Consider the following 19,932-nt stretch of genomic DNA (forward strand, 5'->3'; position numbering starts at 1 on the left):
ATGAACATCCTTCTGTTGGGCGGCGGCGGCCGCGAACATGCGCTGGCGTGGAAGCTGGCGCAATCGCCCGCCCTTGCCACCCTTTATGCCGCGCCCGGCAACCCCGGCATAGCCCAGCATGCGACATTGGTCGACCTGGATGCCACGGATCATCGCGCCGTCGTGGATTTCTGCCTGCGCCACAGCATCGGGCTGGTGGTGATCGGGCCGGAAGCGCCGCTGGTCGACGGGCTGGCGGACAATTTGCGGGTCAAGGGCTATCCTGTGTTCGGTCCCGGCAAGAAGGCGGCGCAACTGGAAGGCTCCAAGGGCTTTACCAAGGATCTGTGCAAGCGCGCCAATATCCCCACCGCCGCCTATGAGCGCGTCGCCAGCAAGGACGGCGCCATCGCCGCGCTGGACGATTTCGCGCTGCCGGTGGTGATCAAGGCCGACGGGCTGGCGGCGGGCAAGGGGGTCATCATCGCGGAAACGCGTGAACAGGCGGTCGAGGCGATCGAGGACATGTTCTCCGGCGCTTTCGGTTCGGCGGGCGCGGAAGTGGTGTTGGAAGAGTTCATGATCGGGGAGGAGGCCAGCTTCTTCGCCCTGACCGACGGCAGCGCGATCCTTCCCTTCGGATCGGCGCAGGACCATAAGCGCGTGGGCGACGGCGACACCGGCCCCAATACCGGCGGCATGGGTGCCTATAGCCCGGCCCGCGTGCTGACCCCGGAACTGGAGGCGGAAGTGATCGAGAAGATCGTCCGTCCCACGGTCGACACGCTGGCGGCCGAGGGGACGCCCTATAGCGGCGTTCTCTATGCCGGGTTGATGCTGACCGACGAGGGACCGAAGCTGATCGAATATAATGCCCGCTTCGGCGATCCCGAATGCCAGGTGCTGATGATGCGTTTCGACGGCGATCTGGTCGAATTGCTGCTGGCGGTGGCGGAGGGGCGGCTGGCCGGTCAGGGGCCGGTGCGACTGGCTGAGCGCGCCGCGCTGACCGTCGTCATGGCGGCGAACGGCTATCCCGGCGTCCCCGACAAAGGCGGCGCGATCACGGGCATCGACGCGGCGGAAGCCGCAGGGGCGCGGGTTTTCCATGCGGGGACGGCGGACAAGGACGGCGCGATTGTCGCCAATGGCGGCCGCGTGCTGAACGTCACTGCGACCGGCGACACGGTAAAGGCGGCGCAGCAGGCAGCCTACAAGGCGGTCGACGCCATCGGCTTCCCGACCGGCTTCTGCCGCCGCGACATCGGATGGAGGGAAGTCGCGCGGGAGGAGGAAGCGCGCTGATCCCCTTGCGGCGCGCGTTCAACCATCTTTAAATAAGGCGAATTCGGACAGGGAGGGACGAGCGATGCAGGAATTTTTCATGGACTATGGCCTGTGGCTGCTGATCGCACTGCTGGTCATCATAGGCATCATATTCCTGCTGTCCGGGCGCAACCGGGCGGGCGAGCCGGCCGCGCCCGTGGAGACGAAGAAGCCCGTCGCTCCCGTTGCCGCTCCGCCTGTTGCCGACCCAGCAGAACCGGCCGCTCCCGGACCTGTCGCCGCTGCCCCTATTTCGGCGCAACCTGCGGCCCCCGCGTCGCCGGCCGCCGCCGCGCCGCCCGGCGATGCCGACGACCTGCTGAAGCTGAAGGGCGTGGGGCCGAAGCTCAACGCGTTGCTGCTCGATCTGGGCGTCACCCGCTATGCGCAGATCGCCGGCTGGAGCGATGCCGACATAGCCGCCATTGATGCCAGGCTAGGCAATTTCAAGGGCCGCCCGGTGCGCGACCAGTGGATCGACCAGGCCAAATATCTCGCCGCCGGAGACCTGGCCGGTTTCGAAGCGAAATATGGCAAGATCTGAACGGTCAGGCCGGTAGGGGCGCCGTCGCCGGAGGTGTCCCCACCCTGCCCCCTTGCGGCGCGCTGCCGAACAGCAGCGGCAACAGCGCCCCCCGCGCCGTCAGGCGGCAAGCCGCCGCCAGCAGCAGGATCGACAGCGCCAGCGTCGCCGCCGCCCCCGCGCCCGTCATGACGATCACGCCCATGACCAGCGGGTGCCAGAGGTAGAAGAACAGACTGTCCCGCCCGATCGCATTGACCGGCGCGAAATGCAGCCGCAGGGCCGACAGCGTCGGCAGCAGCGCGATCAGGCCAAGGCACATCAGAAGCCGCGCAGGCACGAAGGCCAGGGGATCATGGCCATGATAGAGGCCGGACCACCAGAGAAGGCCCAGCAACGCGACTGCCCCGGCGATCGGCAGATAGCGTCGTGAAACCCGCCGTTCCGCCATCAGCATGCCGAAGAAGAAATAGACCGGATAACGCAGGAATCGGCTGTCGGGCGACAACAGTCCGTCGCCCAGGGGCCCGTGATCCAGGCCGAAGCCGTACATGATCGAAAGGCTGACCGGCGTGCCGGCCGCCAGCAGCACCAGCGGCGAGAAAGGCATCAGCCGCGTCAGCATGATCAGGAAGAACAGCGTCGGCACATACCAGAGGTGAAAGGGCGGCCGGAACAGAAGGTCAAAAGGCAGGGTCCAGCGCAGCGCCGCTCCGCTGGCGATCATGTACACCATGCCGGCGAAAAGCCACGGCAGCAGCATGCGCCGGCCATAGCGGGACACCAGGCGCTGGATGCTGTCGCTGCGGGTGCGGGTAACGTTAAGCAGATAGCCGGAGATTCCGATCATCAACGGCATGCGGAAGCCCGATCCGACCCACAGCGCCAGATCATAGCCGCCGGTGATCTCCATCACATGCCCGGCCATGACGAGCAGCATCAGCACGCCTTTCAGGAGGTCGATCGATGGATTCTTGTTCACGGAAATGCCCTAACGCCCTGAATCAGAACGATAGTGCCAGATCCTTGCCGGATCGTTAAGGCCTCGTAAGGATTTGCGGCTTTGCAGCGCGTCAAAAAGCGCTACTTATATCTTTCCGATGAAGACGCCGCTGCTGCAACGCCTCGACGCCTCGCCTCTTGCCAAATGCGGGCTGGCAATCCTCATCTTCTGCCTGATCGTCGGCGGCTGGCTGGCTGTGAGACGGTACCAGGCGGCGCATGTGACACTGCCGGATGACGGCGCGCGGCAAGGCGCCTGCTCGCTCTGGTTCGTGGGCAGTTCGTCCATGCACCGCTGGACCAGCCTCAGCCGGGACATGGCGCCCTGGGATGCGCGCAACCGGGGCATGGACGATGCGACCTTTGCCGAAATCCTGCCGCGCTTCGCCAATGCAGCCAAGGATAACAAGCCGGCGGCGATCATCCTCTACGCCGGGGAGAACGACATCGCCAGCGGCGTCGAGGTTCGCGCTGTGGTCCACGACCTTGGGCGATTTCTGGACCTGCGCAACCGGATGATGGGCGATGTGCCGGTATTGATATTGTCGATGAAGCCCAGTCCGACGCGCCGCTCGATCCTCGGGAGCCAGATGCTGTTCAACGCGGCTGCGCGAAGACTGATCGAGCGCGTGCCGCTGACCTATTATGGCGACATCACGACGCCGCTGCTGGAGGGCGGAAAGCTGGGCGACAATTATCGGGCGGACGGGGTGCATATGAACCCCGCGGGATATCGCATCTGGGCCAAGGTGGTGCGCCAGCGACTGGACGACATCCTGCCGCCCGAGACGGTACGCCGCTGCGCCCGCTGATGGCGAAAGGAAGGCGCGTTCCCTCCCCCGAAGGCATCTGACGGATCAGAAGATGCCCAGGAATTTCTTTTCCTGGCTCCTGTTTTCGCGGGCGGTGCCCCTGCCGGCCTCGTCCTTGGCCGTGGTGCCGCGGCCGACATCGTCGCGGGGCTTGCCGCCCCTGGTGCGCTGGGCGGCGGCGGTCGCGCCGGCGAGGACCGGGCCGCAGGCGGCGCTCTTGGCGTCGCCGACATCGACGAAGGCAAGCACCGAGGCGAGCGGCGTGGCCGCGATGCCGAGCGCCGCCGCCGCGCCGCCGCGCGCGACCAGTTCGGGGCTGATCACGTCGATGCCCGGCCTGGCGAAAGTGCCGCCGATGCCGACCGGCGACTGGCCGGAAAACAGGCTGAACTTCTTGCCGTCGGCGCGGAAGGCGAGGTCCAGGCTCTCGTTGCGGAAGGAAAAGCCGCCCCGGCCCAGCATCACATTCTTGCGCGTATCGATGATGATCGGATCGGCGGCCGCCACGCCGTCGCGCACGGTGAAGGCGATCAGGCCGCAATTGATCTCCACCGGATCCTTCAGCTTCTTCTGGAACATCTTGGTGATGAAGGTGCCGATGTCGAGTTCCGACAGTTGCACATTGCGCGCCCACATGGAGCCGGCCGGCAGGATCACCGCGATGCGGCCGTTGGACGCGCCGAGCGAATCGTGCAGCGTGTTGCCGAGGCCGGTCATCTGGACCCGCGCCTTGATCGTGCCGGTGGTGCCGGATTCCTCGACGCCCCAGCGGGCGAGCAGCTTTCCCATCGGCGTGGGCGACAGGCGGATGTCGTAGACGGTGCGGACCGGCTGCACGCGGGCATCGATGCTGATGTCGGAACTGACATGGCCGCCCGACATGTCGAAGGTCAGCGGCGACAAGGTGAGCAGGCTGCGGTCCAGCGAAAGCGTCAGGCCGATGTTGGACACAGGCAGATTGTCGGCGCGGATGCGGCGGACGTCGTAGCGGACCCGCGCATCGAAATTGCGCAGCGCCTCCACCCGCAGCGGCGCGTCGGGCAGGATGCGCGGCGCGCCGCCGACCGTCCGGATCGCGCCCGCCTTGCCCTGCCGCGCCAGCCGTTCGGGATCGTAGCCGATGAAGGGACCGACATCGATTATGTCGAGGCTTTGGGTGGCGAGGTCGGCCTTCAGCAACAGCCGATCGTCGGGCAGCGACACGGTCAGGCGGCCAGCCAGGTCGCTGTCGCCGAAGCGGCCCTTGAGATGGGTGAACCGCCATTCGCCGCCCGCCTTGGTCAGGGCGGAGGTGAAGCGATAGGCGCGGGTTTCGGGAATGGCGACGCCCAGGAAATCGAACAGCCGGGCTAGATTGGGGCCGTGGGCCAGCAGGCGCAGGTCCGCGCCCTCGATCTCGGTCGCGCCGGGCAGCGTGCCGCTGACCTCCAGCACGGTCGCGCCCGCCTCTGCTTGGAGGGCAAGCTGGTTCCTGCCGCCCGTCCCCGTTTCATCGGGGGAAAGCAGGCCGCCGCGCAGCGTGAAGCGACGGGCCCGCATCGTCCCGGTGCCGGAAAAGCGCACGTCGCCGGCGAAGCGGGTGTCCCGCGCCTTCACCGTCTCGAAGCCCAGGTCGGCGGCGAGTTGCATGCGGGGATCGCGATAGCGCAGCGTCGTGCCGGCCAGGAGAGCGCGGCGGATCAGCGGCAGGTTGAGCGGTTCGCCCTTCCTGTCGGGATCGCCGAAGGTCCACGTGTTGCTCCTGCCGTCCCGCGACCATTCGAGGTCAACGGCGGCGTTGCGCAGTTCCAGCCAGCCCAGCTTGTATTTGTCGCCGAACATCAGGCTGAGCGGCGCGATGCGGCTGTCGATCAGGTCGGCGCGGAAAAAGTCGGGGCGGCTGGCCCAGGGCGTGTTGGCGATGGCCATATGTTCTGCGCGGAACTTGATGGCGATGGGATCGAAATAAAGCTGGAAATCGCCGCCGACGCGCACGGTGCGTTCCAGGCGGCTGCCGAGCATCCGTTCGAAGGGATGCTTGAGGAAGCGGCCCTTGGTGATGAAGAGGATCAGCCAGAGCGCGAAGAGGATGCCGACGATCCAGAGCAGGATGCGCACCGGCAGGGGCAGCCTTCGCCAGCCCTGGCGCATGCGTTGGACATGGTGGCCCGCGCCGCGAGGATGCGGCGGCTCGCTCGCCGGCCTATCCGGCCGGAGGGGATCTGCGTCGGCCATGGCGGTTGAACGCCGGTCCGCCTTTTTGGGTCCGAATCGCTTGCGTTCCGGGATGCTTGCGACTATGGGCCGCCCTTCGCGATATTCAAGAAGGACCGCCCGGCTATCTAGGGCTGCCGTGGCTGTCCGTAATCGTCGCGCTGTAAAAGGAGACGAAAATGCCCAAGCTCAAGACCAAGAGCGGTGTGAAAAAGCGCTTCAAGTTCACCGCTTCCGGCAAGGTCAAGCACGGCGTCGCTGGCAAGCGTCACCGCCTGATCAGCCACAATGCGAAATATATCCGCCAGAATCGCGGCACCTCGGTCATGTCCGACGCCGACGTGGCCCATGTGCGCCTCTGGGCGCCCTATGGCCTGAAGTAAGGGAGGGCTGACCAATGGCACGTGTCAAGCGTGGTACGACCACCAAGGCGAAGCATAAGAGGATTTTGGATCAGGCGAAGGGCTATTATGGCCGTCGCAAGAACACGATCCGCATCGCCCGCCAGGCCGTCGAAAAGGCCGGACAGTACGCCTATCGCGACCGCAAGGTCAAGAAGCGGACCTTCCGCGGCCTGTGGATCCAGCGGATCAACGCCGGCGTCCGCGCCGAGGGCCTGACCTATTCGCAGTTCATGCACGGCCTGAAGCTGGCCGGCGTGGAACTGGACCGCAAGGTTCTGGCCGACATCGCGATGCACGAGGGCGAGGCGTTCAGCGCCATCATCGCCCAGGCGAAGGCTGCGCTGCCCGCGGCCTGAACTTAGAACGATCGCAAGATCGTCCAAAGGGGCGCCGGGGCAGATGCCTTCGGCGCCCTTTTTGTTTTTGCCTGGAATTGGCGCCAATCGCCCTTCATCCGTTCGCTTCGAGCGCAGCCGGGAAGCAGGGGCGTCCGTGTCTCGACCACGCTCGACACGAACGGGTTGTGCGCTGGCCTGCAAAGGAGAAAACCCATGTCGCTGCATGTCTGGTGGCTCTATGTCACGGCGGTTTTCCTGATCTCGGCCACGCCGGGACCGAACATGCTGCATGTGATGACGCAGAGCATCCATCATGGCCCGCGCCGCGCGATCGCCACCATGGCGGGGCTGATGAGCGCGATCCTGCTGTGCCTGATCGCCTCCGCGCTGGGGCTGGGGGCGTTGCTGAAAGCCTCTCCGCGCCTGTTCGACGGGCTGCGCTACGCCGGCGTCGCCTATCTGATCTGGCTGGGCGTCAAGGCCTGGCGCGCGCCGGTGGGCGAAGCAGGCGAGGTGGGCGCCACGCGGGCACGGTCGCTGCGAGCGCTCTATGGCACCGGATTGCTCACCGGGCTCAGCAATCCCAAGCTCATCATCTTCGCGGCCGCGCTGTTTCCGCAGTTCATCGATACCGGCCGGCCCTTTGCGATGCAGTTGGCGATCCTTGTGATCAGCTTCGTCGCCATCGAATTCGGCTGGCAGTGCGTCTATGCGCTGGGGGGCGCGAAGCTCGCCCGCTGGCTGGCGCCCGCGAACCGGCAGCGGTTGTTCAATCGGGGAACGGGGCTGATGTTCATCGGCTTCGGCGGGGCGTTGCTGGGGGCGCGGGCGTAAGTCCCCGCTTTCCACCTCGTCATTCCCGCGAAAGCGGGAAGCCATCTCCCGAGGAATGCATGAAACGCGAAATCAGCCCAACGGTCTATATATTGGCGAGCCGCCGAAATGGGACGCTGTACACCGGCGTTACCTCCGACCTCGTAAAGCGTCTATACGAACATCGAAACGGCTTGATTGAAGGCTTCACGAGCGACTACGGCGTCAAGCGCCTCGTCTGGTTCGAAATGCATGACGCGATCGATGGCGCGATATTGCGGGAAAAGCGGATCAAGAAATGGAACAGGCAATGGAAGATCGAGCTGATCGGACGGGAGAATCCCGATTGGCGGGATTTGGCGCTCGATTTCGGGTTCGAGCCATTGAAGAGTCGGCGCATCGTCAAGGCGTCAGGTGATTAGAACAGGGTGGGAAATGGATTCCCGCCTCCGCGGGAATGACGAAGATTATGACTGAGATTGCCAATCTGAAAGCCGGCCTGATCGCGGATATTGCCGCCGCCGACACGCTCGACGCGCTGGAGGCGCTGCGGGTCGGCGCTTTGGGCAAGAACGGCGTGGTGACGGGGCTGCTCAAGACGCTGGGCCCGATGAGCCCGGAGGAGCGGCTGGAGAAAGGCCCGCCGATCCAGGATTTGCGGGAGAGCGTGACGGCGGCGCTGGCGGAAAGGAAGGCGGCGCTGGAGCAGGCGGCGCTCGACGCGAAGCTCGCGGCCGAGAAGATCGACATGACCCTGCCCGCCGACATCGGTCCGCAGGGGTCCGTGCATCCGGTCAGCCAGGTGATGGACGAGCTGGCGGAGATTTTCGCTGACCTCGGCTTCTCCGTGGCGACGGGACCGGAGATCGAGGACGACTGGCATAATTTCACCGCGCTCAACATTCCCGAGACGCATCCGGCGCGGGCGATGCACGACACTTTCTACTTCCCCGACACAAGCGATGAGGATGGGGACGGGAAGAAGATGCTGCTGCGCACCCACACCTCCCCCGTGCAGATCCGCACGATGAAGAACCAGGAACCGCCGATCCGCATCATCGCGCCGGGCCGGGTCTATCGGTCGGACAGCGACGCGACGCATACGCCGATGTTCCATCAGATCGAGGGGCTGGTGATCGACAAGGGCATCACGCTCGGCCATCTCAAATGGACGCTGGAGACCTTCCTGAAGGCCTTTTTCGAGCGCGACGACATCGTCCTGCGCCTGCGGCCCAGCTATTTCCCCTTCACGGAGCCTTCGGTGGAGGTCGACGTCGGCTATACGCTGGCGGGCGGCCAGCGGGTGATCGGGGGCGACGGCGACGCGCCGGGCGGCGGCTGGCTGGAGGTGCTGGGCAGCGGCATGGTCAACCGCCGGGTGATCGAGGCGTGCGGGCTCGATCCGGATGAATGGCAGGGCTTTGCCTTCGGGACGGGCGTCGACCGGCTCGCCATGCTGAAATATGGGATGAACGACTTGCGCGCTTTCTTCGACGGCGATCTGCGCTGGCTCAAACATTACGGCTTTTCGGCGCTGGACGTGCCGACGCTGAGCGGAGGAGTGGGCGCATGAAGTTCACGCTGAGCTGGCTCAAGACGCATCTCAATACCGATGCGGACCTGCCGACGATCCTCAAGGGGCTGACGAACATCGGGCTTGAGGTCGAGGGCGTGGAGAATCCGGCGGAAAAGCTGGGCGCGTTCCGCATCGCCAGGGTGCTGACGGCGGAGCGCCATCCGCAGGCCGACAAGTTGCAGGTGCTGACCGTGGATGCGGGCGAGGGCGCCATCCAGGTCGTCTGCGGCGCGCCCAATGCGCGGGCGGGCCTGGTCGGCGTGTTCGGGACAGAGGGCGCGGTGGTGCCGGTCAACGGCATGGTGCTGAAGAAGACCGCCATCCGCGGCGTCGAATCCAACGGCATGATGTGTTCCTTCCGCGAACTGGAACTGGGCGAGGATCATGACGGGATCATCGAACTCAGCGCCGACGCGCCGGTGGGGCAGTCCTATGCCGCGTGGGCCGGGCTGGACGACCCGGTCATCGACGTGTCGATCACGCCCAACCGGCAGGACTGCATGGGCGTGCGCGGCATCGCGCGCGACCTGGCGGCGGCGGGGCTGGGCACGCTGAACGCGCTGATCGTGCCGGTGATCGAGGCGGCCGGGCCGGGACCGGACGTGCGGATAGAGGATGCCGAGGGCTGTCCCGCCTTCTTCGCGCGGACAGTGCGCGGCGTGAGGAACGGCAGTTCGCCCGAATGGATGGCCAAGCAGTTGAAGGCCATCGGGCAGAAGCCGATCAGCACGCTGGTCGACATCACCAATTACATCATGATCGATCTGGGCCGGCCGCTGCACGTCTATGACATGGCGACGCTGAAGGGCGGGCTGGTGGCGCGGCGCGGCAGGTCGGGCGAGCAGGTGCTGGCGCTGAACGGCAAGAGCTACGCCGTCGACGAGAGCATGACCGTGATCGCCGACGACGAGGCGGTGCACGACATTGGCGGCATCATGGGCGGCGAGCATTCGGGCGCCACCGAAGCCACGACCGACGTGCTGATCGAATGCGCCTATTTCACGCCGGAGCGGATCGCGGTGACGGGGCAGAAGCTGGGGCTGACCAGCGACGCCCGCGCACGGTTCGAACGTGGGGTGGACCCCGCCTTCCTGGACGACGGCCTGTCGATCGCGACCTATCTGGTGACGCATCTGTGCGGCGGCAGCGCAAGCGAGGCGACCCGCGCCGGCAGTCCGCCGGCGGCCGCGAAGACCGTGACCTACGACCCGGCGCAATGCCTGGCGCTGGCCGGCGTGGACGTGGGGGATTCCGAGCAGAAGCGCATCCTGGAAAGCCTGGGCTTCGCGGTGGAGGGCCATGACGCCACCTTCGAATATCAGGACGGCGTGCCGGTCACGACCCCGGCCAACTGGACCGTGACGGTGCCGAGCTGGCGGCGTGACGTCGACGGTTGGCCCGACATCGTGGAGGAGGTGGTGCGCATCGTCGGGCTGGATCAGGTGCCCTCCACCCCCCTGCCCCGCGCCCCCGGCGTCGCCAAGCCGACCGCCACGCCGGAACAGGCCGTCGAGCGGCGCGTGCGCCGGACGGCGGCGGCGCGCGGGCTGGCCGAAGCGATCAACTGGTCCTTCATTTCGGAGAAGGAGGCCGCCGCGGTCGGCGGCGGGGCATGGACCCTCGCCAACCCGATTTCGGAAGATCTGAAGGTCATGCGTCCTTCCCTGCTGCCCGGCCTGCTTTCGGCCACGCGGCGGAACGCGGATCGGGGCGCGGCGTCGGTGCGGCTGTTCGAGCTGGGCCGCCGCTATCTGGCGGACAGGGAGCGGGCGACCGTCGGCTTCGTGCTGGCGGGCGAGAAGGTGGCGCGGGGCTGGCAGACGGGGAAGGCGCAGCCCTTCTCCGCCTTCGACGCCAAAAGCGAGGTGATCGCGCTGCTGGCGGCGGCGGGCGCGCCCGTCGCCAATCTGCAGAGCTTCGGCGAGGCGTCCGGCGCCTATCATCCGGGCCAGTCGGGCACGATGCGGTTGGGGCCGAAGACGGTGCTGGCGGAATTCGGCGTGCTGCATCCGAGCCTCGCCAAGCAGTTCGGGCTGACCGGCACGGTCGTCGCGGGAGAGGTCTTCCTGGACGCGATCCCCGCAAAGCGGGCCAGCGGCTTCATGCGCGCGCCCTATGCGCCGCCGGCCTTGCAGGCGGTGAAGCGCGACTTCGCCTTCGTCATCGATGAGGCCGTCGAAGCCGAAACGCTGGTCCGGGCCGTCAGGAACGCAGACAAGAAGGCGATCGTCGAGGCGCGGCTGTTCGACATGTTCGTCGGCCCCGGCGTCGAGGAGGGCAAGAAGAGCCTGGCCATCGAGATCACGCTGCAACCCGGCGAAAAAAGCTTTTCCCAGGAAGAACTGGACACGATCAGCGCCGCGGTGGTGAAGGCGGCGGAAAAGCTGGGCGGCACGCTGCGCGGATGAGGCTGTTCGCCGGGATCCAGGGGAAGGCGCGGCTCGCCGGCCTCTTCCTTCTCGGCGGAATGGCGCTGCGCGGCGTGGGCGAGGCCATGATCCGCGCCGCTCTGGTCGTGCCCGGTTCCGGGCGGGAGACGGCGCGGAACATAAGGGACTTCCCCTGGGCCTATCGCGCCGCGGAGGCGAGCGATCTGGCGATGATCTGCGCCATGCTGGGGGCGACCGTGCTGCTTTACGCGCTGTTCGCGCCGGTCGGGAGGCATGTTGCGCGGATGGCGGCACTGCTTTCCGTCATCGGCATCGCGACGCTGGCGGCCAGCGGCCTTCCGGCCATGGCGCCGCTGGTCCTGCTGGACGGCGCGCCCCATCCGGGCATCGGCATGGCGCAGACCTATTCCCTCGTGGAACTGGCGCTGCTGCTGCGGGATCAGGTTCAGGGCATAGCGCGCATCTTCCTGGCGCTGTACCTGCTGCTGACCGGGCTGCTGGTTTTCCGTTCGCGGCGGTTTCCCCGTGCCCTGGGCGCGGCGCTGATCTTCGGCGGCTCGCTGCAGGCGGCCGTGCGTCTGGTGGCCCTTACGGCGCCGGACCTGGCCGATGCGACGGTGATTCAGGCGGACATCGTGGCGGTGACGGCGGAGGCGGCCTTTGCCCTATGGCTTATTTTTTCGCCTCGTCCGACTTCTCCTGCGCGGTCGGAGGCGGACTCGTGATCTTGCAGCCCCTGGCGTCGGCCAGGCCGCGCAGATAGCCGCGCCGGGCTATGCCGGCGGTGACGGCGGCTTCCAGACGGCGCTCGGCGGGCGCCGCGCCGCTGATCTCCCGCACCAGGCCGCGAAAGGGGATGATCGAATTGACGATGGTCTTGCCGACCGCTTCGGCGATCTTGCCGGTGCGGTTCTCATTGGCCTTCTGCCCCACGGTGAAATCGGGGCCGAGCACCGCGTCAAGCTCCTCGAGCGAGGTCTTGAGCGCCTTGCAGCTCCGCACCGGCGGGCGCCGATAGGGGTCTTCGACCGCCTTCTGGAGCACGTCGGGAATCTTGTCCTTGTCGATGCCGACGTCCCGCGCCGGCTGGGTGGCGATGGTGCCCGCCTTCTTCAGCGTGTCGTCCTTCTTCTCCTGTTCCTGCGCCAGGGCGCCCGTCGAACAGAGCAGCAGCGCAGCCACGCCAATCCATTTCATCCGATTTTCTCCCTGCTGCTCCTTCAACCCGTTGAGACAGGGCGTGGTTCCGCGCCTGGTTCGCCGCCCCTGATTCTTTGCTTTCCGCGATTTCCTGACCAGCGATCGGTTCCGATCGCCTGGAAATCGCTCTATGCCGGACGGCAAGGAGATTGCAGCGCATGGCGGACGAATTCATCACCATCGGTTCGGGCGACCTCAGCGCCGGCATCAACCCGCTGGGGGCGGAGCTATGGTCGCTGAAAGACGGGCAAGGGCGCGAACTCATGACCGATGCCGATCCGCGCTGGTGGACGGGACATGCGCCTCTTCTCTTCCCCTTCGTCGGGCGGTCGCGGGGGGACGCCTATCGCTTCGAGGGGCGGGACTATCCCATGCCGCAGCATGGCTTTGCGCGGCGCAGGCTCTTTGACGTGGTCGAACGCAGTGACGAGGCCGCGACCTTCCGGCTGGAGGCGGATGCGGAGACGCGGGCCGTATATCCCTTCGACTTCCGGCTGGACATGCGCTTCGCGGTCGAGCGAGCGGCGCTGCGGATGACCGCGACGGTGGCCAATCGGGGGACGGGCGACCTGCCCTTTTCCTTCGGCTATCATCCTGCCTTCGCCTGGCCGCTGCCCTATGGCGGTGCGGCGGAGGATCACCGCGTGCTGTTCGAAAAGGCGGAGCCCGCGCCGATCCGCAAGGTGGGGGACGAGCCGGGACTGATCGCGCTGGAGAGCGCGCCCTCGCCGGTCGAGGGCCATGTGCTGGCCCCGACACCTGCGACGTTCCGGGGCGACGCGCTGATCTGGGACCGGCTGGAGAGCCGCAGCCTGTTCTGGGGCGTGCCGGGCGGCAGGGGGCTGAGGATCGACTTTCCCGATACGCCCTGGCTGGGGCTGTGGCAGAAGCCGGGCGCGCATTATCTCTGCGTCGAACCCTGGGCGGGAATGGCCGACCTGGTGGGTTTTGCCGGAGACGTTTGGGAGAAGCAGGGGATCATGCGGCTGGCGCCGGGGGAGGAACGGGCCTTCCGGATGGACGTGGCGGTGGTGGACGGCTGGATTTGAGGTGCCGCGCCAAAAACGGCCTTACTGGCGCGGCGGCGAAGAATCGCTATATGGGCCGCCCATGACCATTCCTTCCCGCCGCACCTTCGCCATCATCTCGCACCCCGACGCGGGCAAGACCACGCTGACCGAGAAGCTGCTGCTGGAAGGCGGGGCGATCCATCTGGCGGGCGAGGTCAAGGCGCGCGGCGCGAACCGGCGGGCGCGGTCCGACTGGATGAAGATCGAGCAGCAGCGCGGCATTTCCGTGACAAGCTCGGTCATGACCTTCGAGCGGGACGGGATCACCTTCAACCTGCTCGACACGCCGGGGCACGAGGATTTTTCCGAGGACACCTATCGCACGCTGACGGCGGTGGACTCCGCGGTGATGGTGATCGACGCCGCCAAGGGCATCGAGCCGCAGACGCGCAAGCTGTTCGAGGTATGTCGGCTGCGCAACGTGCCGATCATCACCTTCGTCAACAAGGTGGACCGGGAGGGCCGCGACGCCTTCGCGCTTCTCGATGAAGTGGCGGACGCGCTGGCGCTGGACGTGTGCCCGATGAGCTGGCCGGTCGGCATGGGCGGCGAGTTCGAGGGGATCTACGATTTCGCCCGGAACCGCCTGCGCCAGCCTTCGGGCGCGAGCAAGGAATTTGAGGGGAAGGAAGCCTTCTTCTCCGGCATCGACGACGACGCGCTGGCCGGGCATCTGTCCGCACAGGGGCTGGCGCGGTTGCGCGAGGAGGCGGAACTGGCGGTGGGCGGCTATGCCGATTTCGACCTGGCCGCCTATCGCCATGGCGACCTGACGCCAGTCTATTTCGGGTCCGCGCTCAAGCTGTTCGGCGTCACCGAGTTGATCGACGCGCTGGCCGCCCACGCGCCGCCGCCCCGCGCCCAGCCCGCCGAACCCGCGCCGGTAGAGCCGGAGAACAGCGAGGTCACCGGCTTCATCTTCAAGGTCCAGGCCAATATGGACCCGCAGCATCGCGACCGGATCGCCTTCATGCGGCTCTGTTCGGGCAAGTTCAGGCGGGGCATGAAACTGACGCCGAGCGGCAGCGGCAAGCCGATCGCGGTGCATTCCCCTATCCTCTTCTTCGCGCAGGATCGCGAGATCGCGGACGAGGCCTTTCCGGGCGACATCATCGGCATTCCCAACCATGGCACGTTGCGGGTCGGGGACACGCTGAGCGAGAAGGCCGGGGTGCGCTTCACCGGCCTGCCTAATTTCGCGCCGGAAATCCTGCGGCGCGTGGCGCTGAAAGACCCCACCAAGACGAAGCAGCTTCGCAAGGCGCTGGACGACCTGTCCGAAGAGGGCGTGATCCAGGTCTTCTATCCGGAGATCGGGTCCAACTGGATCGTCGGCGTCGTCGGGCAGTTGCAGCTCGACGTCCTGATCTCCCGGCTGGAGGCGGAATATAAGGTGGCGGCCGGGCTGGAGGCTTCCCCCTTCGACACGGCGCGCTGGATTTCCGGCGATGACGCGGCGATCAGGGATCTGGTGTCGTTCAACGGCGCGAACATGGCCAAGGATCGCGACGGCAACCTGGTCTTCATGGCGAAAAGCGCCTGGGACATCGGCTATCAGCAGGAACGCCACCCCAAGGTCAAGTTCAGCGCGACCAAGGAGCGGTGAGGAAAAGGGGCGGCGGCAGATGGCCTGGGACTTGCGCCGCGCCTTGCTGAAAAAGGGCGAGTTCGAATCCGCCCGGCTGATCGACTTCGAATTTCGGGAGCGGGCGCGGACGATGAAGCTGCTTGCGCCGCGGGTGTCGGCGGCGCTGGAGCCGCAAGCCCTGGCCGGGGAAATCGCGCTGGGGGACGATGAATCCATCCTGCGCCGGTTGCTCGATCGCTTCCCCGACCTGGAAGAGGCGGCGCTGCGGCAGGACTATGCCGAATGCAGGGCGCAGGCGCGCAAGGAACTGATCGCGGAACTGGGCGACCCCACGCCCTATCGCCTGGGCTGACCTTCAGCGATTGGCCCGGTTGCGAGAGGATGGAAAGGTGGCGGAGACGGAGGGATTCGAACCCTCGGTAGCCCCTTAAGGCTACGACGGTTTAGCAAACCGCTGGTTTCAGCCACTCACCCACGTCTCCGCACGAATTTGCCCACCGGATAAGGTGAGCAGTGGCTAGATGTCGGCCTATAGCGGCGGGTTTGATGCATGGCAACGGTTCGCGGCGGAGAAAAATCGCCCCAATTTCGAAAAGCGGATTCGGACTGGCGCGGAATCGACTCGGGTCGCCGTTCGTTCATTGTCGTTTCAGCTTGTTCCCCGATAATCTGAAATATGGTTCAAGAGCGGGTTCTTTGGGGAGTAGCGGACATGATCGGGATTTTGCGGCGGTTTTCGGGCCGCGCCGCATGGGCGGGCGCTTTGGCGGTCGCCCTGGGCGGCATGACGCTGGCGCCCGTCGCCGCGCAGGCGCAGGTGCGCACCGTCGATCCCAATACCGCCATCGATGCCGACCTGGCGCCGGTGCCGCAGCAGGGGGGCACGCCTACCGATCCCGGCGTGGACCCCAGCGTCCCGTCCGGGAACGGCGCGCCCTATGATCCGCCGCCGGCCGGTTCGGGGTCTACGGCGACCGGATCGACCGCGACCGGCGCGCCGGTGACGGCCAATTCTCCCCCGGCGGCGATTTCCCCCAGCGATTCCTATCAGGAAGACGATCTGATCGGCGCGGCCGAAGGGGTGTTCGGCAAGGGCGCGGAAGGGCTGGCCGGCATCATCGAGAAGATATTGAAGGATCAGGGCCGCCCCAACGCCTATATCGCCGGGCGGGAGGCGTCGGGCGCTTTCGTCGTCGGCCTGCGCTACGGGTCCGGCACGCTCAATCACAAGGTGGAGGGAAAGCGGGAAGTCTATTGGACGGGGCCGTCCATCGGCTTCGACGTGGGCGGCAATGCGGCCAATACTTTCGTGCTGGTCTACAACCTCTATGACACGCAGGATCTTTATCACCGCTTCCCGGCGGCGGAAGGCACGGCCTATCTGGTGGGCGGCTTCACCGCCAGCTATCTGCGCTGGGGCAGCGTTGTGCTGATCCCGATCCGGCTGGGCGTCGGCTACCGGCTGGGCGTCAATGCCGGTTACATGAAGTTCACCGAGAAGCGGAACTGGCTGCCCTTCTGAGGGACTTGGAGCGCGGGCCTGAAAATCCTCCCTGCGCGAAGCGTGGGGAGGGGGACCATTTGCGAAGCGAATGGTGGAGGGGAAATTCGGAGGTCGTGCCCCATTCCCCTCCACCAGCCTTCGGCTGGTCCCCCTTCCCATCTTGCGATGGGGAGGATTTTTAAGGCGTGCCTACAGGGATAGGTTGAGTTGCCCGCTCGCCTGCTCCGGTTCCTCATGGTCCAGATTATGGACGCCCAGCCCCAATAGCCGCGCCCCCATGCGCAGCGGCAGTTGGGCCCGGAGCAGCGCCCGGCCGGTCTCCGCCAGCAGATCGGGCGAGCGCAGCGGAGCGGCGAAGCTCCTGGAGCGGGTGATGATCCGGAAATCCGCGAACTTGACCTTGAGCACCACCGTCCGGCCATAGGCGCCGCTCTTTTCGATCCGGCCCCAGAGATTCTCCGCGATCCGGTCCAGTTCCGCGATCAGCGCATCCTCCGCCGTCAGATCGTCGAAGAAAGTATCCTCGACGCTTACCGATTTGCGTTCCTGCCGCTCATGAACGGGGCGGTCGTCCTCGCCCCGCGAGGCGCGATAGTAGAACAGCGCGGCGCTGCCGAAATGTTGCTGGAGGAAGGGCAGGTCGCGGGCGCGCAGATCCGCGCCCGTCTCTATGCCCAGCGCCGCATCCGCTTCGCCGTCACCGGCCCCACGCCATGGATGCGCCGCACCGGCATCTTCGCGATGAAGGCCGCGCCTTCCTCCGGCCGGACGACGCAGATGCCGTCGGGCTTGTTCTGGTCCGACGCCAGCTTGGCGATCAGCTTGTTGTAGGAGACGCCCGCCGATGCGGTGAGGCCGGTTTCCTCCCGGATCAGGCGGCGGATTTCCTCGGCTATGCGCGTGGCGGAGGGGATGCCGGGCTTGTTCCGCGTGACGTCCAGATAAGCTTCGTCCAGCGACAGCGGCTGGATGATGTCGGTGAAGCGGGAGAATATCTCCCGCACCTGGGCGGACACGGCGCGATAGACCTCGAACCGGGGGCGGACGAACAGCAGGTCAGGGCAGAGCCGCCGCGCCCTGGCGCCCGGCATGGCGGAGCGGACGCCATATTTTCGCGCCTCATAGCTGGCGGTGGCGACCACGCCGCGGGGACCGCCGCCGCCCACCGCCAGCGCCTTGCCCCGCAGGCTGGGATCGTCGCGCTGTTCGACTGACGCGTAAAAGGCATCCATGTCGATATGGATGATCTTGCGCGGCGGGCTTTCCATGGGCGCGCTTATGCCACAGGGCGAGCCGGAAGGCAGCCCTCAGCGTGGCAGCAGGCGCAGGCTATCGGGCAGCCCGCGTCAGCCTCATTTCTTGTCCTTCAGCGACAGCAGCGCGGCGAAGGGGCTGGTCTGCTCCTCGCTCAGCACGCCCGCTTCGCGCAGGACGCTGTCGGCTTCCGGAGCGCGCGGATAGGGCGTCATGGCCAGCGCCACCGTTTCGGCCACCGCCTCGCCCATGTCGAGGACCAGGCCGTCATAGCCGATGGTGTCGCAATCCTCGGCGTCCAGCTCCAGCTCGTCGCCTTCGGGCGCATCCTCCCCTTCCCTGACGAAGCGGAGGAGGAAGTCGGTATCGACCCTTTCAGGAACCGCAACGCCGGTCGCGACGCAGGGCTGGGCAAGGTCCGCCCGCACCCGCCCCTTGGCGTAGATCGCGCCATTTTCCTCGCTCAGCGCATAATCCGCCTCCAGCCGGTCGAGCGCGAGCAGGTGGAAGCGCCTGGCCAACGCCTCGCGCTCGGCGGCATCGGCAGTGATGGTCACTGGCTGGGCATGGCGGGCAAGCTGGTCAACACGGACCGGCCGGGAAAATTCGGGGGTCGTGCTCATCCAAGGTCTCCTGCCATCAGCGCGTCGCGGCTGACGCAGCCAAGCCGGACCCAGCGCGAACGCAGATGCGATTCGACATGCGCCAGCGCGTCGGCGGACGGCGCCGCGCCGCGATAGAGGTTGCGGGCGATCGCTTCATCCAGTTCCGCTTCGCCCGACAATGCGGCGCGATAGGCCGCCAGACGCCCGCCCAGCGCGCTCACCATGCGGCCGATATGCTTGCCGACGACGACGTCGCCAATCCCTTCCTGCCGCAACTGACCGTCCATGTCGTCCACGAACAATTCGGTCAGCCAGACGCTTTCCTGCGCAGCGCCCAGCGCCTCCAGCCGCATCAGCGCCTGGGTGAGGATGGCGACGATCATGTCGAAACGCCCGTCCATCGTGTCGGGAACCCGCCCTTCCACATACCAATGGGGCCGGCGGCCCTCCGCGACGATGGCGTTGTAGAGGGGGCGCATCGTGTCCCTGGGGTCGCTGGGCGCGAACAGGCGCTGGAAGATGCTGGGCATGACGAATGAGTTTCCTGGCTGGACCGAAAGGCGGCCCCTTGCCGAGGCCCACGCATTTCCATATTGATCGGCCAGCCGCCCGATGCAATGGCGGCTTTGTTTTTCGGCAAGGTCCGGGGCGTGCCCCCGCAGGAGAAGTTCATGCGCCAGTTCAGCCGCCAATCCCGCAGCGGGCGGATTTTGCTTGGCGCAGGCCTTTGCGCGCTGTTGCTGGGCGCGTCGGGCTGCTCGCGCATCCGCACCCACCAGGGTTATCAGGTCGACAAGCTGCTGGTGGATTCGATCCAGCCGGGCATCGATAACCGCGCCTCCGTGGAAGGCACGCTGGGCCGGCCGAGCTTCGTCGCGCAGTTCGGCGACCAGGACTGGTATTATGTGTCGCGCGACATGCGATCGCTGGCCTTTTCCAGCCCCAAGCCCGTGTCGCAGACCGTGCTGCACGTCCGCTTCGACGCGGCGGGCAATGTCGTGGCGGTGGACCGCATGGGGCTGGAGCAGGTGGCGAAGATCTCCCCCTCTGGCGACAAGACGCCGACTTTGGGCCGCCATCGCAGCCTGTTCGACGAGATTTTCGGCAATATCGGCGCGGTCGGCGCCGGCGGCATGGGCGGCGCGGGCGGCGGCAGCAACACCGGCGGCCCGAACGGGAGCTAGAGCGGGTTTCGGGTCTGGATAGAAAGCGGACCTATCTTATTCCTCCCCATCGATAGATGGGGAGGGGGACCATGCGAAGCATGGTGGAGGGGAAGGAGGCGCGACCTGCGTGTATTTCCCCTCCACCATCGGCTGCGCCGATGGTCCCCTCCCCACGCTGCGCGTAGGGAG

The 19,932-nt window shown here is 66.5% G+C and carries 20 protein-coding genes, 1 tRNA gene and 1 pseudogene; 15 read left to right on the forward strand and 7 right to left on the reverse strand.

What is annotated here, in order from left to right:
* Together purD and Sj15T_RS13435 are read left to right on the forward strand one after the other, a co-directional pair.
* Entirely contained in the window at positions 1-1,284 is a 1,284-nt protein-coding gene (gene purD, locus Sj15T_RS13430; RefSeq protein ID WP_041386658.1) for a phosphoribosylamine--glycine ligase, read from the forward strand.
* A 64-nt stretch (positions 1,285-1,348) separates the two neighbouring features.
* Entirely contained in the window at positions 1,349-1,849 is a 501-nt protein-coding gene (locus Sj15T_RS13435) for a hypothetical protein (RefSeq protein WP_013041487.1), read from the forward strand.
* 4 nt (positions 1,850-1,853) lie between these two features.
* On the opposite strand, the gene Sj15T_RS13440 is transcribed toward Sj15T_RS13435, so the two are convergent.
* The gene (locus Sj15T_RS13440) at positions 1,854-2,810 is read right to left on the reverse strand and encodes an acyltransferase (RefSeq protein ID WP_013041488.1); all 957 of its coding nucleotides are present in this window, start codon (positions 2,808-2,810) and stop codon (positions 1,854-1,856) included.
* A 118-nt stretch (positions 2,811-2,928) separates the two neighbouring features.
* Between Sj15T_RS13440 and Sj15T_RS13445 the strand changes: the two genes are divergently transcribed.
* On the forward strand, positions 2,929-3,642 hold the full coding sequence (locus Sj15T_RS13445) for a GDSL-type esterase/lipase family protein (protein ID WP_013041489.1): 714 nt from the start codon (positions 2,929-2,931) through the stop codon (positions 3,640-3,642).
* A gap of 45 nt (positions 3,643-3,687) precedes the next feature.
* On the opposite strand, the gene Sj15T_RS13450 is transcribed toward Sj15T_RS13445, so the two are convergent.
* Positions 3,688-5,856, reverse strand: coding sequence for an AsmA family protein (locus tag Sj15T_RS13450; RefSeq protein ID WP_013041490.1), 2,169 nt, complete (start codon positions 5,854-5,856; stop codon positions 3,688-3,690).
* Between the two features lie 158 nt (positions 5,857-6,014).
* Here Sj15T_RS13450 and rpmI point away from each other — a divergent pair, with 158 nt between their 5' ends.
* From rpmI to Sj15T_RS13485, 7 genes are all read left to right on the forward strand, one after another.
* Positions 6,015-6,218 (forward strand): 50S ribosomal protein L35, encoded by a 204-nt coding sequence (rpmI, locus tag Sj15T_RS13455; protein WP_007689506.1) that lies wholly within the window; start codon positions 6,015-6,017, stop codon positions 6,216-6,218.
* Between the two features lie 14 nt (positions 6,219-6,232).
* On the forward strand, positions 6,233-6,595 hold the full coding sequence (gene rplT / locus Sj15T_RS13460) for a 50S ribosomal protein L20 (protein ID WP_007689504.1): 363 nt from the start codon (positions 6,233-6,235) through the stop codon (positions 6,593-6,595).
* Positions 6,596-6,790: 195 nt separating this feature from the next.
* Complete coding sequence (locus Sj15T_RS13465; protein ID WP_013041491.1) at positions 6,791-7,411, forward strand: LysE family translocator; 621 nt, start codon at positions 6,791-6,793, stop codon at positions 7,409-7,411.
* A gap of 59 nt (positions 7,412-7,470) precedes the next feature.
* Positions 7,471-7,812: a GIY-YIG nuclease family protein gene (locus tag Sj15T_RS13470; RefSeq protein WP_013041492.1), complete on the forward strand. Its 342-nt coding sequence runs from the start codon at positions 7,471-7,473 to the stop codon at positions 7,810-7,812.
* Positions 7,813-7,859: 47 nt separating this feature from the next.
* Entirely contained in the window at positions 7,860-8,963 is a 1,104-nt protein-coding gene (gene pheS / locus Sj15T_RS13475) for a phenylalanine--tRNA ligase subunit alpha (protein WP_013041493.1), read from the forward strand.
* Positions 8,960-11,374: a phenylalanine--tRNA ligase subunit beta gene (gene pheT, locus Sj15T_RS13480; protein WP_013041494.1), complete on the forward strand. Its 2,415-nt coding sequence runs from the start codon at positions 8,960-8,962 to the stop codon at positions 11,372-11,374. The genes pheS and pheT overlap by 4 nt, the downstream gene beginning before the upstream one ends.
* Positions 11,371-12,081 carry a DUF4386 domain-containing protein gene (locus Sj15T_RS13485; RefSeq protein WP_013041495.1) on the forward strand — a complete coding sequence of 237 codons (711 nt, stop codon included), beginning with the start codon at positions 11,371-11,373 and terminating at the stop codon, positions 12,079-12,081. Before pheT ends, Sj15T_RS13485 begins: the two co-directional genes overlap by 4 nt.
* On the opposite strand, the gene Sj15T_RS13490 is transcribed toward Sj15T_RS13485, so the two are convergent.
* On the reverse strand, positions 12,029-12,553 hold the full coding sequence (locus tag Sj15T_RS13490; protein ID WP_007689492.1) for a hypothetical protein: 525 nt from the start codon (positions 12,551-12,553) through the stop codon (positions 12,029-12,031). The two genes, Sj15T_RS13485 and Sj15T_RS13490, sit on opposite strands and share 53 nt — an antisense overlap.
* 161 nt (positions 12,554-12,714) lie before the next feature.
* On the opposite strand from Sj15T_RS13490, the gene Sj15T_RS13495 reads away from it, so the two are divergent.
* From Sj15T_RS13495 to Sj15T_RS13505, 3 genes are all read left to right on the forward strand, one after another.
* Positions 12,715-13,605: an aldose 1-epimerase family protein gene (locus tag Sj15T_RS13495; RefSeq protein WP_013041496.1), complete on the forward strand. Its 891-nt coding sequence runs from the start codon at positions 12,715-12,717 to the stop codon at positions 13,603-13,605.
* A gap of 61 nt (positions 13,606-13,666) precedes the next feature.
* Complete coding sequence (locus Sj15T_RS13500; RefSeq protein WP_013041497.1) at positions 13,667-15,232, forward strand: peptide chain release factor 3; 1,566 nt, start codon at positions 13,667-13,669, stop codon at positions 15,230-15,232.
* A 19-nt stretch (positions 15,233-15,251) separates the two neighbouring features.
* Positions 15,252-15,566: a hypothetical protein gene (locus tag Sj15T_RS13505; RefSeq protein ID WP_013041498.1), complete on the forward strand. Its 315-nt coding sequence runs from the start codon at positions 15,252-15,254 to the stop codon at positions 15,564-15,566.
* Positions 15,567-15,604: 38 nt separating this feature from the next.
* On the opposite strand, the gene Sj15T_RS13510 is transcribed toward Sj15T_RS13505, so the two are convergent.
* Positions 15,605-15,696: transfer RNA gene (locus Sj15T_RS13510), tRNA-Ser, on the reverse strand.
* A gap of 230 nt (positions 15,697-15,926) precedes the next feature.
* Here Sj15T_RS13510 and Sj15T_RS13515 point away from each other — a divergent pair.
* Entirely contained in the window at positions 15,927-16,736 is an 810-nt protein-coding gene (locus Sj15T_RS13515; RefSeq protein ID WP_007689483.1) for a DUF1134 domain-containing protein, read from the forward strand.
* Between the two features lie 171 nt (positions 16,737-16,907).
* Here Sj15T_RS13515 and dinB read toward each other — a convergent pair.
* From dinB to Sj15T_RS13530, 3 genes and pseudogenes are all read right to left on the reverse strand, one after another.
* Positions 16,908-17,986 (reverse strand): annotated as a pseudogene (gene dinB, locus Sj15T_RS13520) (DNA polymerase IV).
* An 84-nt stretch (positions 17,987-18,070) separates the two neighbouring features.
* Positions 18,071-18,595, reverse strand: coding sequence for a DUF177 domain-containing protein (locus Sj15T_RS13525; RefSeq protein ID WP_013041501.1), 525 nt, complete (start codon positions 18,593-18,595; stop codon positions 18,071-18,073).
* Complete coding sequence (locus Sj15T_RS13530) at positions 18,592-19,107, reverse strand: ubiquinol-cytochrome C chaperone family protein (protein WP_041386162.1); 516 nt, start codon at positions 19,105-19,107, stop codon at positions 18,592-18,594. Before Sj15T_RS13530 ends, Sj15T_RS13525 begins: the two co-directional genes overlap by 4 nt.
* Positions 19,108-19,194: 87 nt before the next feature.
* On the opposite strand from Sj15T_RS13530, the gene Sj15T_RS13535 reads away from it, so the two are divergent.
* On the forward strand, positions 19,195-19,761 hold the full coding sequence (locus tag Sj15T_RS13535) for an outer membrane protein assembly factor BamE (protein ID WP_041386164.1): 567 nt from the start codon (positions 19,195-19,197) through the stop codon (positions 19,759-19,761).
* The last annotated feature ends 171 nt before the right edge of the window (positions 19,762-19,932 follow it).

This window comes from Sphingobium sp. TA15 (assembly GCF_037101235.1).
GTDB lineage: Bacteria > Pseudomonadota > Alphaproteobacteria > Sphingomonadales > Sphingomonadaceae > Sphingobium > Sphingobium indicum.

Coding starts and splice junctions, on each gene's coding strand:
- purD (WP_041386658.1), top strand. CDS start 1: ATGAACATCCTTCTGTTGGGCGGCGGCGGCCGCGAACATGCGCTGGCG.
- Sj15T_RS13435 (WP_013041487.1), top strand. CDS start 1,349: ATGCAGGAATTTTTCATGGACTATGGCCTGTGGCTGCTGATCGCACTG.
- Sj15T_RS13445 (WP_013041489.1), top strand. CDS start 2,929: ATGAAGACGCCGCTGCTGCAACGCCTCGACGCCTCGCCTCTTGCCAAA.
- Sj15T_RS13450 (WP_013041490.1), bottom strand. CDS start 5,856: ATGGCCGACGCAGATCCCCTCCGGCCGGATAGGCCGGCGAGCGAGCCG.
- rpmI (WP_007689506.1), top strand. CDS start 6,015: ATGCCCAAGCTCAAGACCAAGAGCGGTGTGAAAAAGCGCTTCAAGTTC.
- rplT (WP_007689504.1), top strand. CDS start 6,233: ATGGCACGTGTCAAGCGTGGTACGACCACCAAGGCGAAGCATAAGAGG.
- Sj15T_RS13465 (WP_013041491.1), top strand. CDS start 6,791: ATGTCGCTGCATGTCTGGTGGCTCTATGTCACGGCGGTTTTCCTGATC.
- Sj15T_RS13470 (WP_013041492.1), top strand. CDS start 7,471: ATGAAACGCGAAATCAGCCCAACGGTCTATATATTGGCGAGCCGCCGA.
- pheS (WP_013041493.1), top strand. CDS start 7,860: ATGACTGAGATTGCCAATCTGAAAGCCGGCCTGATCGCGGATATTGCC.
- pheT (WP_013041494.1), top strand. CDS start 8,960: ATGAAGTTCACGCTGAGCTGGCTCAAGACGCATCTCAATACCGATGCG.
- Sj15T_RS13485 (WP_013041495.1), top strand. CDS start 11,371: ATGAGGCTGTTCGCCGGGATCCAGGGGAAGGCGCGGCTCGCCGGCCTC.
- Sj15T_RS13490 (WP_007689492.1), bottom strand. CDS start 12,553: ATGAAATGGATTGGCGTGGCTGCGCTGCTGCTCTGTTCGACGGGCGCC.
- Sj15T_RS13495 (WP_013041496.1), top strand. CDS start 12,715: ATGGCGGACGAATTCATCACCATCGGTTCGGGCGACCTCAGCGCCGGC.
- Sj15T_RS13500 (WP_013041497.1), top strand. CDS start 13,667: ATGACCATTCCTTCCCGCCGCACCTTCGCCATCATCTCGCACCCCGAC.
- Sj15T_RS13505 (WP_013041498.1), top strand. CDS start 15,252: ATGGCCTGGGACTTGCGCCGCGCCTTGCTGAAAAAGGGCGAGTTCGAA.
- Sj15T_RS13515 (WP_007689483.1), top strand. CDS start 15,927: ATGATCGGGATTTTGCGGCGGTTTTCGGGCCGCGCCGCATGGGCGGGC.
- Sj15T_RS13525 (WP_013041501.1), bottom strand. CDS start 18,595: ATGAGCACGACCCCCGAATTTTCCCGGCCGGTCCGTGTTGACCAGCTT.
- Sj15T_RS13530 (WP_041386162.1), bottom strand. CDS start 19,107: ATGCCCAGCATCTTCCAGCGCCTGTTCGCGCCCAGCGACCCCAGGGAC.
- Sj15T_RS13535 (WP_041386164.1), top strand. CDS start 19,195: ATGGCGGCTTTGTTTTTCGGCAAGGTCCGGGGCGTGCCCCCGCAGGAG.